Here is a 12,924-nt window from a genome sequence, read left to right on the forward strand (position 1 = left end):
ATTCCAGATGGCCAGGGCTGGCCCCGAGCTGAGCTGTCACGCCGCAGGGCAAAGCTGCCCTACTGACTTCCGGGACGACTCCTGCCGAGCGCAGTGCTGAGCGCTCCCCTCCCAGCGGGAGCGGGCTGGGGGAGAGGGTAAACGAGACCCGAACGCCTTCCCGCTCCAGGCCCATTGCCTGCCCCCACCCCCACGCGCCATCCTGACCCCATGCCTGCCGTCACCTTCCCGGCCCCCCGCCGCATCCCCTACCCGGGCGGCTGCGTGCTGGAACCCGCCCCCTACGCCCTGGACTACCTCCTGAAGTGGCCCGCCGACGTGACGGTGGCGGGGCAGCTCCACCCGAACACGCCCGTGTTTCCCCTGCTGCGTGACCTCCTGGCCGACCCGGCCAAGTACGGCGTGACCCCCGCCGACGCCGAAGCGGCCAGGAGCCTGTTCCTGGACGTGGCCGGTCAGGCGCTGGAACAGGAGGGCGGGCAGCGCGCATGGCTGGAACGGGAGTTCGCCCGCTGAGCCGCGAGCCGCTCACCCTGCCGGGGCTGCTGCCCCCCCTGCCGGCCGAGGCCCTGCATGCCCGCGTGGCGCGGACCCTACGGGGGGCAGTGTCGGAAGGCGCGCTGCCGGGCGGCACCCGGTTGCCGGGGCACCGCGCACTGGCGCAGGCCCTGGGGGTCTCGCGCAATACCCTGGTGGACGCCCTGGCCCAGCTGGAAGCCGAGGGCTACGTCGAGGCGCGGGGCCGCAGCGGCACGCGCGTCCTGTTGCCCGTCCTGGACCTGCCGGGCACCGGCTCCGCGCCGGCTCCCCGGCTGCCCCTGAGCGCCTGGGCCGAGCGCGCCCTGGCCGGGCAACTGGAGGACGCGGGCGGCGACTACGCCACCGACTTCCGGGTGGGGCAGCCGGTGCCCGAGCTGTACCCGGCGCGGGCCTGGGCGCAGGCGCTCGCTCGCCGCGCCGCGCAGCCCCTGACGGGCAGCGGGGGCGACGATCCCCTCGGGCCGCTCGACACCCGCCGCGCCCTGGCGGCCCACCTGCGCGCCGAGCGGGGGGCACAGGTCACGCCCGAGATGCTCATGCTCACCGGGGGGACGCAACCCGCGCTCGACGCCCTGGCGCGCCTGTTCCTGGAGCCGGGCCGGGTGGCCGCCGCCGAGGTGCCCACCTACCCGGCGGCGCTCGCCGCCCTGAGCGCCACCGGAGCCGAGGTGCGCGGCGTACCGGTGGACGGCGGCGGCCTGTGTCCCGAAGCCCTGCCTCCGCAGGCCTCGCTGCTGTACCTCACGCCGGGATGCCAGTACCCCACGACCGTCACGCTCGGCGCGGCGCGGCGGCGTGAGGTGCTGGCCTGGGCGCGCGGGGCCGGGGCGTATCTCCTCGAAGACGACTACGCCGCCGACCTGCACCACACCGGCCGCGCCCCCACCGTGATGCAGGGCCTCGCGCCCGAGCGGGTGATCCTGCTGGGCAGCTTTTCCAAGAGCCTCGCGCCGGTCACCCGCAGCGGCTTCGTGGCTGCGCCGCCCGAGGTGCTGCGGGTGCTGGCGGCGACCCGGCCGCTCACCGACCGCTTTCCCGGAACCCTCGACGCGCTGGCGCTGGCCGACCTGCTCGCCTCGGGCGGATACGCGCGGCACCTGCGCCGGGCGCGGCAGGCCCTGGCCCACCGCCACGACGTGCTGCTCGCGGCCCTGACGAACCTGCTGCCCGGCTGGCAGCCCCGGCCGGCGCGGGCGGGCCTGCACCTGTACGTGACCCTCCCCCCCGGCCTGAGTGCGCCGGCGGCGCAGGCCGGGGCACGGGCGGTGGGGGTGGCCCTCTCGCCGGTATCGGGGCCGGGGCAGGCGGGGGTGCTGCTCGCCTACGCCCACCTGCCCCCCGAGGCCATCCGGGCCGGTGTGGGCCGGCTGGCGCGGCAGTTCGCCTGAGCGGCCGGGCTACACTGCGGGGCGATGCGTTACGTGCTCGCGGTGCTGGTGGTCGCCCTGGCGACGCTCTATTTCACGGTGGGGCTGCGCCTGGGGGCCGTCACCCTGACCGAGACGTATCTGCTCAACGCCACCGGCACCAACACCTACCGCTACGCGACGGCCGATGCCCGGCAGCGGGTCGGCGTGACCGGGGCCTGCCGGGTGCGCGGCGGCGAGGCCACGGTACGCCTGCTGGCCCCCGACGGCACCCAGATCGCGGGCCAGACCTGCCGCGAGGGCGAGTGGAGCCTGAACGTGGTGGGCGGCGGGCAGCCCGGTACCTACCGCGTGGTCGTGGAGTTCGACCACTACACGGGCCGTCTCAATTTGCAGGAGGCGCATTCCACCGCGCCGTGAGCAGGCCCACGGCCGCGCCGAGCGGCTCAGTCCTGCGGAGCCTGTTCCAGTGTGGTGGGCAGTTCGCCGCCCAGGGTCACCCACGCGTCCAGCAGATCGTCGGGCACAGGGGCGTGCAGCCGCAGCGCCTCGCCGCTCACCGGGTGCGGCACGCTCAGGAAGTGGGCGTGCAGGGCCTGCCGGGGCATGACCGCGCTCTCGCGGCCGTACACCGCGTCGCCCAGGATCGGGCTGCCGAGGTGCCCCAGGTGGACCCGGAGCTGGTGGGTGCGCCCGGTCCGGGGCTGCGCCCGCACCAGGGCCAGCGTGCGCCCGTGCCCGTCGGGGTGCGCGGCGAGCGGCGTGAACAGGGTCTGGGCCTCGCGCGCCTGCGCGCCGCCCACCGTCATGCGCTGGCGCTGCACCGGGTGGCGGCCGATGGGCACGTCCACCGCTGCGGGGTGGTCGGCGCGCCACTGCCCGGCGGCGATGGCCAGATAGGTCTTGCGGGTTTCGCGGTCCTTGAAGGCAGCAGCGAGGCTGGCGTGGGCCGCGACCGTCTTGGCGACCACGATCACGCCGCTCGTGTCCTTGTCCAGCCGGTGCACGATGCCGGGGCGGTAGCCCTCGGGGCCGTCGAAGTCCTGCTGCTCGGGCAGGCTCATACGGCCCAGCAGCGCGTTGACCAGGGTGCCGCTGCTGACCCCCGGCGCCGGGTGCGTGACCATGCCCGGCGGCTTGTTGATCGCCACGAGGTGCTCGTCCTCGTACAGCACGTCGAGCGGCACGGTCTCGGGCAGCACGGCCGCCTCCCGGACCGGTGGGGGCGTGACCAGCAACGTCTCGCCGCCGCGCAGCTTGTGCCCGGGCTTGAGCAGCACCGCGCCGCCCACCTGCACGTGCCCGCCCGCGATCCAGCCCGCGACCTGCGAGCGGCTCACCCCGCTCTGGGCGGCCAGCACGGCGTCCAGGCGGCCGGGGGTGGCGGTCAGGGCCAGGGGGGCGGGGGCGGCGGCGTCGGTGTTCACAACCGCCCAGCCTAGCGCACGCCGGACGCCTCCGGGCAGATCGGCGCAACTTTCCGCCGCGCCCGGCGTATACCCAGGTATGAGCAAGACCTTCCGGCTGCCGCTGCTGGCGGCCCTTCCCGCCGTGCTGGCCAGCTGCGGGGGCGACCCCGACCTGAACCAGTACCGCCGCACTTCCTTCAATTCCTACGCCGAGTGCGTGCGCGCCTACCAGCCCCAGATCGCCCGGGGCCTGCAAAATCCCTGCCAGAAGACCGCGCGCACGGGCGGCGGGTCGTTCTATTACGGCCCGTATTTCTTCGCGGGGCGCAGCAACACCCGCTACCTGGGTTACGACCGCAGCGGCGGCGTGGCCGGGCAGGGCCTGAGCTTCGACAGCAAGGGGAGTGTCCGCACCTTCAGCAAGCCGGGCACGGGCCGGGGCGGCTTCACCAGCGGCAGCCGGTCGCGCGGCGGCGGCAGCTTCGGCGGCTGATGCGGCGCCTCACCCTGCCCCCCCGTCCCGACTGGCCGCGCCGCCTGGAAGAGGTCGGGATGACGTGGTACGCCCCCACCCCCGAACATCCGGTGCCGTACTGGGGCGAGGAAGGCTACTACGCCCTGACCCGCGCGCAGGTGGACGGCCTGCGCCGCGACGCGCAGCTCCTGACCGACCTCGTGCTGGAGGCGACCGGCGCGGCCATCGAGGAGGGGCGGCTGGCCGAGCTGGGCATCCCGGCCTTCCTGCACGGGGCCATCCGCGAGTCCTGGGACCGCGACGACCCGACGCTGTACATGCGCCTGGACCTCGCCTGGGACGGCGTGGGGCCGCCCAGGTTGCTGGAGGTCAACGCCCAGACGCCCACCAGCCTGATCGAGGCGAGCGTGTGCCAGTGGCACTGGCTCGAAGACCGGCTGCGGGCTGGGCAGCTCGCGGCGGGCACGGAGCAGTGGAACACCGTCCACGAGGGACTGGGCGAGCAGTGGGCGCACCTGCGCGCAGCGCGCGGCGTGGCCCAGGCGCACTTCTCGTCGGGGCGCGACGCCGAGGACATGGCGACCGTCACCTACCTGCGCGATCTGGCGCAGGAGGCCGGAATCGGCGGCTCGTTCCTGGCCGCCGACGAGGTGGGCACGAACCCGGCCGAGGCGACGCTCCTCGATACCTGGAACCTGCCCATCCGGAACCTGATGTGGCTGTGGCCCTTCGAGTTCGCGTGGGAGGCGCGTGACGCGGCCTTTCTGGCAAGTACGCAGACGCGCTTCATCGAGCCGCTGTGGAAGGCCGTTACGTCGAGCAAGGGGCTGCTGGCGCTGCTGCACGAGCGGCATCCGGGTCACCGCCTGCTGCTGCCCGCGACCCTGACGCCGGGCGCGCTGGGGCCACAGGTGGTGCGCAAACCGCTGTACTCGCGCGAGGGCCAGAACGTCACGCTGCCGGGCGAGCCGAGCACGCCGGGCGACTACGGCGACCTGCCCCGGGTCGAGCAGCGTTACGCCGAACTGCCGACCTTTGGCACCAGCGACGGCCCCCGCTACCCGGTGCTGGGCGTGTGGGTGGCCGGGAGTGAGGTCTGTGGCCTGGGCATCCGCGAGGGGCGGGGCCGCGTCACCGACAACCGCGCGACTTTCGCGCCGCATGTCGTACTGCCGGATGGGGGGTAGGGGAGGGGGGCGAAGAGGGCGCGGTCCCGACTCTGACGCCCCCTGCCCCTCAGTTCAGGGCCTGGGTGGGCAGGGCGCCGCCGCTCTGGTCCGCGAGGGTTTCGACCCCGGCGACGAAGGCGGCGTCGTAGGCCAGGACCGTCGCCTGCCCGGCCGTGTAGATGCGCACGTACCGCGTTCCCACCGGCGCCCCGGCCTGAATCTGGGCGGTGCGCGCCGCGTTGTTGCGCCAGTTCAGCGTCGTCTCGCCCAGGACCTGGGTGTCCTTGTCGGTGGGCGCGGCGCTGTAGTAGGTCACGACCGCGACGGCCGGGGTCTGCGCGAAGACCTCGAGCTGCGCGGTGTCGGTCGTGAGCAGCGGGGTGGGCAGGGCGGCCGTCTGGGCGGCGGCGAGGGGCGCGGCACCCAGGGCGGCGGCGAGGGTCAGGACGGGAAACAGGCGGGTCAGGGTCTTCATGGGGGTCTCCTCGGGCGGAGCGTGCGGCTCCGGCGTGAGGCCCACTGTGGGCCGGGCCGGTGCAGGACCCGGCCAGACTTCGCGCAGCTTTTCCCCGGCTTCCGTCCAGATTTCGCGAAGGTCCCCTTTCCCTCCCCCATCCGCCGGGGGAGGGAAAGGGGGCCCGCCGCTCAGGGCGAGGGCTGGGGCCGGAGCGCCGGAATGCGCAGGCCCCCCCGGCCGTCCCATCCCTTGAAGGCGTAGAACCGGCCCGGCTCGCCGGTCTTGAGATAGTCGCTCAGCGGCTCGCGCATGGGCGGCGATTCGAGCTTTTCGAGCGCCTCCTCGGGCGTGCAGAACTTGGCCTCCACGATGAAGCCGTCGGGGTCGGCCGGGTTGAGCAGGCCCTCCCAGGTCGCCTCGAAGGCCACGGCGATGGCGCGTTCGCCCCGGCGCTCGTCCTCGATGTGCACCGTGTAGGCCATGTGCCGGATGCCGGTGAGCTTCAGGCCCGTCTCCTCGAAGATCTCGCGGTACAGGGCCTCGGGCAGCGTCTCGCCGTGCTCGACCATGCCGCCGGGCAGGGTGTGGCGCACGCGGCCATGCCCCTGCCAGTCGTTGCCGACGAGCAGGACCCGCCCCGAACGGTCGCGCAGGATGCCGGCGGCGACGAGCAGGTCACGCCGCCCCATGCCGCTGGCCCCCCTCCTGCGCGGCCAGTTCCAGCAGCTGGCGCTCGCGCTCGTCGCGGGCCAGCGCGCCCACGACCGGGCCCAGCGCGCCCGCCACCACGCTGTCGAGGGGATGGTTCTTGTGCTCGCCCTCCAGGCGGTGGTCGGTCACGCGGTTTTGCGGGTAGTTGTAGGTCCGGATCTTCTCGCTGCGGTCGCCGCTGCCCACCTGCGAGGCGCGCTCCTGGCGCTCGGTCTCCTCACGCGCGGCCCGTTCGCGCTCGGCCAGCCGCGAGGCCAGGACCTGCAGGGCCTTCTCGCGGTTCTTGATCTGCGACCGGCCGTCCTGGCACACCACCATGATCTCGTCGGGGGTGCCGGCCCGGTACACGGCGCGCACGGCCGAGTCGGTGGTGTTCACGCCCTGCCCGCCCGCGCCCTGCGAGCGGAACACGTCGATGCGCACCTCCGAGAGGTCCAGGCTCACCTCGCCGGGTTCGGCCTCGGGCAGCACGGCGACGGTCGCGGTGCTCGTGTGGATGCGGCCCTGCGACTCGGTGGCGGGCACGCGCTGGACCCGGTGCACGCCGCGTTCCCACTTCAGCGCGCGGTAGGCCCCCTCGCCCGTCACCTCGGCCACGACCTTGCTCGCGCCGCCCAGGTCGCTCTCGGCGGCGTCCAGCACGCTCAGCCTGAGGTTCAGGCCCTCGGCATAGCGGGTGTACATGCGCAGCAGGTCGGTCACGAACAGCCCCGCCTCGGCCCCGCCCGCCCCGGCGCGCAGTTCCAGGATCACGTCCTTGGCGTCGTCGGGGTCGGTGGGCAGCAGCAGCACCTCCAGCTCGGCGGCCAGCTCGGCCAGCCGCGCCTCCAGGGCGCGCACCTCGCCCTGCGCCAGCTCGCGCATGTCGGGGTCGGCCAGCAGTTCGCGCGCTCCGGCCAGATCGGCCTCCAGCGTGTCCTGTTCGCGCAGCAGCGTGACCAGCGGCAGCAGTTCGCGGTGGCGGCGGGTCAGGCGGGTATATTCGCGGCCGTCGGCCAGCGCGGCGGGGTCGCCCAGGGCGCGCTCGACGAGGGCGAATTCCGAGCGCAGTTCCGAGAGGCGCGAGCTCATGGGCCGGCCCACAGCCGCGCATGCGGCCAGAGGGGACGCCCAGCCCTGCGGGCGAGGATTTTCACGGGAAACATGAACGCAGTCTAGCGTCCGGTCTCCCCGGTACGCCGGGGCGGGACTTACGCTTTCTGGGGAAAGCGGGGTGGGGCCGGCTGCCCCGCGCCCCATCTATCCCGCCCCCGGCCCGCCGCGCCCGGCGCTGTTAGATTCGCGCCATGAGAACCGTCACCGTCGGCGTGCTGGGCTGCGGCACCGTGGGCCAGAACGTCCTGAACCTCATCGAGCGCCGCAGGGCCATCTTCCGGGACCTGGGGGTCGAGATCGAGGTGGCGGGCGTCCTCGTGCGCGACCCGGACAAGGCGCGTGAGGTGCCGGCCGGCACCCGCATGACCACCGACCCCGCCTTTTTGCAGGAGTGCGGCGTGGTGATCGAGGCGATGGGCGGCGTCGAGCGCCCGCTGGCGCTGCTGCGGCCCTACCTGCGCTCGGGGCGGCCGGTGATCACCGCCAACAAGGCCCTGCTGGCCGAGTGCTGGGACGAGCTGCGCGGTCACGCCCTGGCCGGGCGGCTGTACTACGAGGCCTCGGTGATGGCCGGCACGCCCGTCATCGGCCCGATGAGCACCGTGCTGCGCGCCAGCACCTTCACGCGCCTCCAAGCCGTCCTGAACGGCACCTGCCTGTATATCCTGGGCCAGATGGAGGCGGGCCGGGCCTACGCCGACGCGCTGGCCGAGGCCCAGGCCCTGGGCTACGCCGAGGACCCGCCCACCCTGGACGTGGGGGGCTTCGACACGGCGCACAAGCTCGCGGTGCTGGCCCGGTTCTGCGCCGACGGCGACTTTCCGTACAGCGCCGTGGAGGTGCGGGGCATCGAGGGGGTCACGCTGGAGGACGTGCAGGCGGCGGCGGCGGCGGGCGAGCGCATCCGGCTGGTGGCCGAACTGACGCGCGAGGACGGCGAGTGGCGCGCGGCGGTCGGGCCCCAGCGCCTGCCCTTCGACCATCCGCTGTGCAATGCGGGCGCGGGCCGCAACGCCATGCTGTACGAGGGCGAGGAGTGCGGCACGCTGATCTTCGCCGGGGGCGGCGCGGGCGGCATGGTCACGGCCTCGGCGATGGTCGGGGACCTGCTCGACTACCTGCTGGGTTTTCCGGGTCACGTCCCGCTGCACTGAGGACCTGGGCCACGGAAGGCGCGGGGTCGTGCTGCACCTTCCCTGACCCGAGCAGACGGGCACCCTCCCACAGGACCGGGAGAACGGGAAGCCGTAGGGCGGCGACGCTCCGTGACGCCGAAGGGTCGACTGCACCCCTTCAGCCCAGCGGGATACCGCTCCGAGGGACGCGGAGGAGACGCGTCCAGGCTGTCCCGCCACCGCAACACACAACCCTGTGTAAAACCCTCCACACCCGCGCGCCCGGCCTGCGGGGGCAGCATGGCCGGCGGAGGCAACACCATGACCCAGCATCCCAACGCCGCGCAGAGCGGCACCTTTCAGATCGGCGGCGACCTCACGGTCAACCGTCTGGGCTTCGGCGCGATGCGCATCACGGGCGACGGCGTGTGGGGCGACCCCGCCGACCCGGCCGGCGCGCTGGCGACCCTGCGCCGCCTGCCCGAACTGGGCGTGAACTTCATCGACACGGCCGACAGCTACGGCCCGGCCGTCAGCGAGGAACTCATCCGCGAGGCGCTGCACCCCTATGACCAGGTGGTCGTCGCCACCAAGGGCGGCCTGACCCGCACCGGCCCCAACGTGTGGCCCCCCTGCGGCCGGCCCGAGTACCTCATCCAGCAGGCGTATATCTCGCGCCGCCGTCTGGGTGTCGAGCGCATCGACCTGTGGCAGCTGCACCGCATCGACCCGGCCGTGCCGCGCGACGAGCAGTTCGGGGCTGTGCGCGAACTCATGGACCGGGGCGTCATCCGCCACGCGGGCCTGAGCGAGGTGTCGGTCGAGGACATCGAGGCCGCGCGGCAGGTGTTCCCGGTCGCCACCGTCCAGAACCTCTACAACCTCGTGAACCGCAAATCCGAGGCCGTGCTGGACTACTGCGCCGAGCAGAACATCGGCTTCATTCCCTGGTTTCCGCTCGCGGCCGGCAGTCTCGCGCGTGACGGCAGCGTCCTCTCGGAGGTCGCCTCGCGCCTGGGGGCCAGCCCCTCGCAGGTGGCGCTCGCCTGGGTGCTGCGCCGCAGCCCGGTCATGCTGCCCATTCCCGGCACCGGCAAGGTCAAGCACCTCGAAGAGAACGTGGCCGCCGCCGGTCTGACCCTGTCCGACGAGGACTTCGCGGCCCTGGACCGGGTGGGCCAGGAGGAGTGGGCCAAGCAGCAGACCCCGCAGGACTGAGCCGGGCAGGAGGCTGGGGGCAGACGCGGAGTGACGGGAACAGAATCCGGTCATCCGGCACGGTCCCGCGCAGGTCGGGGTCCCGGGAAGCTCCCGGTCACGTCCCGGCCTGCGCAATGTGATAGACGGGAGACGTGACTGGCCGCCGCCCCCAGAAAGTTCGTTTCGCCCGTCCTCCGCGCGACGCCGCGCCGGAGGACATCTCGCCGCCCTCGGACCTGCCCTACGGCGAGGTGCGGCCCGCGCTGCTGCCCCCCCGCCTGAAGGACCTGAACCTGAACGTACAGACCAAGCCCGGCGTGCGCGGGTTTCCAGGGGTGGACGATGCCCAGGCCCTGCTGGCCCAGACGATGCGCAAGGACCGCGTATCGGGCGACGTGCTCGACCTCACGGCGATGGGCGGGCTGCTCGCCGGCCTCCCCGGCGTGACCCTGCGCGCGGCCGAGGGCTCGGCGGCGGCGCTGACCGTGCTCGAAGCCGCCGGCCTGGACCCCTGGCCCGCCGCGCCCGGCGACCCCGCCCCCTGGAACGAGCGCGCCAGGACCGTCGCGCTGGTGCTCGCCGGTGACCGGGGCAACGCCTACGCGCAGGCGCAGGTGGCCTGGGCGCACGCCTGCACGCCGCCCGGCGGCACGCTGTACCTCGCGGGCGACCGGGACAAGGGCTTCGACCGCTACGTGCGCGCGGCGGGCGCGGCCTTCGGGACCGGCGAGACGGTGGCGCGCGACGGCGGTATGCGGGTCGCGCGCCTCGTGCGCCGGCCCGGCCCCACGCCCCCCTTCCCGGACCCCGAGGGCTACGAGGCCTACGGCGTGCGGGTGGTCGGGCGGCCCGGCGTCTTCAGCGCGGCCCGGCCCGACAAGGCGACCGCCCTGCTGCTCGACACCCTGGGCGAGCCGGACTGGTCGGGCAAGGAGGCGCTGGACCTGGGCTGCGGCGCGGGCCTGATCGGCGCGTGGGCCGCCCGGCGCGGCGCGGCCGTGACCCTGGTGGACGGCGACCTCCAGAGCGTGCGCAGCAGCCGCGATACCCTGGCGGCCAGCGGCCTCGCGGGCGAGGTGCTGCACTCGGATGTGGACGCGGCGCTGCCCCCGGAACGCACCTTCGACGTGATTCTCACCAACCCGCCCTTCCACGTCGGGCGCGGCGTGGTGCTCGACGTGGCGCGCGAGTTCATTGTGGCGGCGGGGCGGCGGCTGCGGCCCGGCGGCGCGCTGTACCTCGTCGCCAACGACCCGCTGCCCTATGAGGCTCCCCTGCGCGCGCTCGGCGAGGTGCGCGAACTCGCCCGCGCGGGCGGCTTCAAGGTGCTTCAGGCGACGCGGCCGAGCTGAGAAGCCGGCCGAGGACCCGGCCGGAGAACAGGGACCGTCCTTTCTCCGCCGCCGGGACCGGGAACCTTTCAGGCTCAGGTCGCGTAGTGACCCTGCCGGCTTCTATCCTGTGCCTGCGCGGGCACCCGGCCGTCTTCCGGGCAGCGGCGAGCACCGCAGTCGGCCCAGCCTTCCTTCTGCTAGACTGACCCGTTCAGGTTCCTCGGCCCAGCGCCAGCGAATCTCCCACGCTCTTCTTCACCCCGAACCCCAGCGCAGGAGGCTGCATGACGAACGACCCCAAGCCCCGCACCCGCAGCAAAGTGCCCGCCACCCCGCCCGCCGAAGTGGCGGCCGAGAGCAAGATCAAGACCCCCGACAAGCCGCGCACCCGCACGCAGCCGCGCGTCAAGCCCGCCCTCATCGGCGCGGCCCCGGCGACCGGCGACGTGACGGCCACGCCCTCCGGGGCCGACCTCGCCCCCGGCAGCGTGAGCGGTGTGGGCGCGGCCTCGCCTGCGCCGGCCCCCGCTCCTGCCAAGAAGGCGGCCCCCAAGAAGGCGAGCGCGGCCTCTGCCACTGATCCGGCAGCCGAAAAGCCGGAGAAGAAGGCGGCCCCCAAGAAGGCGGCGGCCCCCAAGACCCCCAAGGCCGCCGCGCCCAAAGCGGCGGCGGGCGAGGGCCCGGCCGAAGCGCCCAAGGCCCGCGCCGCCAAGGCCGCGCCGGCCAAAGCCGCGCCCGCCAAGCCCTCCCCCAAGGGCGGCGCACCCGAAAAGCCCTACTACCAGCACGCCAGCATTCAGGAACTCCTGAAGGCGGGGCGCGCGGCGGGCGTGCTCTCCAGTGAGGACATCGCCGCCGCGCTGGGCACCGCCCTCGAAGCGGCCGGCCTCGACCCCGAGAACGCCGAGGCCTTCGAGGACATGCAGCTGTACCTCGCCGGGCAGAACATCGAGGTGCAGGACCTCGACGAGGATGAGGACGACCTCGAAGAGGGGGCCGAGGAGAGCGAGGACGCCGTTCCCGGCACCGCCCAGAACACGGCCGACGACGACGAGGAGAAATACTTCGACGACATGCCGCGCGCCGTGTCCAACGACCCGGTGCGCCAGTACCTCCACGAGATCGGCCGCGTCTCGCTGCTGACCCTCGAAGAGGAAATTGCGCTCGCCCGCCGCATCGAGGAAGGCGAGGAGGCCCGCAAGATCCTCGAGGAAGACCTCGACCTCGACGATCGGGGCCGGCGCCGCCTCATGCGCCAGATGGAAGACGGCGCGGCGGCCCGCCAGGGGCTGATCGAGGCCAACTTGCGTCTCGTGGTGAGCATCGCCAAGAAGTACACCGGGCGCGGCCTGGGCTTCCTCGACCTCATCCAGGAAGGCAACCAGGGCCTGATCCGCGCGGTCGAGAAGTTCGAGTACCGCCGCCGCTACAAGTTCTCGACCTACGCGACGTGGTGGATCCGCCAGGCCATCAACCGCGCGATCGCCGACCAGGCACGCACCATCCGTATTCCGGTACACATGGTCGAGACCATCAACAAGCTGACCCGCACGGCCCGGCAGCTTCAGCAGGAACTCTCGCGCGAGGCGACCCACGAGGAAATCGCCGAGGCGATGGGCCCGGGCTGGGACGCCACCAAGGTCGAGGAAGTCCAGAAGGTCAGCCAGGAGCCGGTGTCGCTCGAAACCCCCATCGGGGACGAGAAGGACAGCTTCTACGGCGACTTCATTCCCGACGAGAACCTCGACTCGCCGGTGGACAACGCCGCCAAGACGCTGCTCTCCGAGGAACTCGAGAAGGCCCTGAGCAAGCTCACCGAGCGCGAGGCGATGGTCCTGAAGTTCCGCAAGGGCCTCGTGGACGGCCGCGAGCACACGCTCGAAGAGGTCGGCCAGCGCTTCAGCGTGACCCGCGAGCGCATCCGCCAGATCGAGAACAAGGCGCTGCGCAAGCTCAAGTACCACGAGAGCCGCACCCGCAAGCTGCGCGACTTCCTGGACTGAACCTTCTTCTGCCCGTGCGCCCCGGTCTCCTGTAGGCCGGGGCGTTCGG

13 protein-coding genes are annotated in these 12,924 nt (G+C 73.4%); 9 read left to right on the plus strand and 4 right to left on the minus strand.

The genetic code is table 11. The annotated features are described in order from the left end of the window. Nucleotides 1-210: 210 nt before the first annotated feature. From DGO_RS05485 to DGO_RS05495, 3 genes are read left to right on the plus strand one after another with little or no spacing between them, the layout of a single operon-like run. Nucleotides 211-516 carry a hypothetical protein gene (locus DGO_RS05485; protein ID WP_043801214.1) on the plus strand — a complete coding sequence of 102 codons (306 nt, stop codon included), beginning with the start codon at nt 211-213 and terminating at the stop codon, nt 514-516. Further along, nucleotides 489-1,928, plus strand: a complete 1,440-nt coding sequence (locus DGO_RS05490; RefSeq protein ID WP_014684493.1) for an aminotransferase-like domain-containing protein — start codon at nt 489-491, stop codon at nt 1,926-1,928. The genes DGO_RS05485 and DGO_RS05490 overlap by 28 nt, the downstream gene beginning before the upstream one ends. 24 nt (nt 1,929-1,952) lie before the next feature. Beyond that, the gene (locus DGO_RS05495) at nt 1,953-2,327 is read left to right on the plus strand and encodes a hypothetical protein (RefSeq protein WP_014684494.1); all 375 of its coding nucleotides are present in this window, start codon (nt 1,953-1,955) and stop codon (nt 2,325-2,327) included. 26 nt (nt 2,328-2,353) lie between these two features. On the opposite strand, the gene DGO_RS05500 is transcribed toward DGO_RS05495, so the two are convergent. Beyond that, the gene (locus DGO_RS05500; RefSeq protein WP_050920693.1) at nt 2,354-3,334 is read right to left on the minus strand and encodes an RluA family pseudouridine synthase; all 981 of its coding nucleotides are present in this window, start codon (nt 3,332-3,334) and stop codon (nt 2,354-2,356) included. 79 nt (nt 3,335-3,413) lie between these two features. Between DGO_RS05500 and DGO_RS05505 the strand changes: the two genes are divergently transcribed. Together DGO_RS05505 and DGO_RS05510 are read left to right on the plus strand one after the other, a co-directional pair. Continuing rightward, the gene (locus tag DGO_RS05505; protein WP_014684496.1) at nt 3,414-3,809 is read left to right on the plus strand and encodes a hypothetical protein; all 396 of its coding nucleotides are present in this window, start codon (nt 3,414-3,416) and stop codon (nt 3,807-3,809) included. After that, nucleotides 3,809-4,978, plus strand: a complete 1,170-nt coding sequence (locus tag DGO_RS05510; protein WP_043801216.1) for a glutathionylspermidine synthase family protein — start codon at nt 3,809-3,811, stop codon at nt 4,976-4,978. Before DGO_RS05505 ends, DGO_RS05510 begins: the two co-directional genes overlap by 1 nt. Before the next feature lie 49 nt (nt 4,979-5,027). On the opposite strand, the gene DGO_RS05515 is transcribed toward DGO_RS05510, so the two are convergent. The 3 genes from DGO_RS05515 to prfA all read right to left on the minus strand — a co-directional run bounded on the left by DGO_RS05515 (nt 5,028) and on the right by prfA (nt 7,199). Further along, entirely contained in the window at nt 5,028-5,435 is a 408-nt protein-coding gene (locus DGO_RS05515) for a hypothetical protein (protein ID WP_014684498.1), read from the minus strand. A 170-nt stretch (nt 5,436-5,605) separates the two neighbouring features. Continuing rightward, nucleotides 5,606-6,106, minus strand: coding sequence for an NUDIX hydrolase (locus tag DGO_RS05520; RefSeq protein WP_014684499.1), 501 nt, complete (start codon nt 6,104-6,106; stop codon nt 5,606-5,608). Then, nucleotides 6,093-7,199 carry a peptide chain release factor 1 gene (gene prfA, locus DGO_RS05525; protein ID WP_014684500.1) on the minus strand — a complete coding sequence of 369 codons (1,107 nt, stop codon included), beginning with the start codon at nt 7,197-7,199 and terminating at the stop codon, nt 6,093-6,095. The genes DGO_RS05520 and prfA overlap by 14 nt, the downstream gene beginning before the upstream one ends. Nucleotides 7,200-7,414: 215 nt before the next feature. Between prfA and DGO_RS05530 the strand changes: the two genes are divergently transcribed. The 4 genes from DGO_RS05530 to rpoD all read left to right on the plus strand — a co-directional run bounded on the left by DGO_RS05530 (nt 7,415) and on the right by rpoD (nt 12,875). Then, nucleotides 7,415-8,377 (plus strand): homoserine dehydrogenase, encoded by a 963-nt coding sequence (locus DGO_RS05530; RefSeq protein WP_043801217.1) that lies wholly within the window; start codon nt 7,415-7,417, stop codon nt 8,375-8,377. A 282-nt stretch (nt 8,378-8,659) separates the two neighbouring features. Next, the gene (locus DGO_RS05535) at nt 8,660-9,556 is read left to right on the plus strand and encodes an aldo/keto reductase (RefSeq protein ID WP_043803295.1); all 897 of its coding nucleotides are present in this window, start codon (nt 8,660-8,662) and stop codon (nt 9,554-9,556) included. Nucleotides 9,557-9,690: 134 nt separating this feature from the next. After that, nucleotides 9,691-10,890: a class I SAM-dependent methyltransferase gene (locus DGO_RS05540; RefSeq protein WP_014684503.1), complete on the plus strand. Its 1,200-nt coding sequence runs from the start codon at nt 9,691-9,693 to the stop codon at nt 10,888-10,890. 266 nt (nt 10,891-11,156) lie between these two features. Beyond that, nucleotides 11,157-12,875, plus strand: a complete 1,719-nt coding sequence (rpoD, locus tag DGO_RS05545; RefSeq protein WP_043801219.1) for an RNA polymerase sigma factor RpoD — start codon at nt 11,157-11,159, stop codon at nt 12,873-12,875. Nucleotides 12,876-12,924: the final 49 nt, after the last annotated feature.

The sequence above is a fragment of the Deinococcus gobiensis I-0 genome (assembly GCF_000252445.1).
Classification (GTDB): domain Bacteria; phylum Deinococcota; class Deinococci; order Deinococcales; family Deinococcaceae; genus Deinococcus; species Deinococcus gobiensis.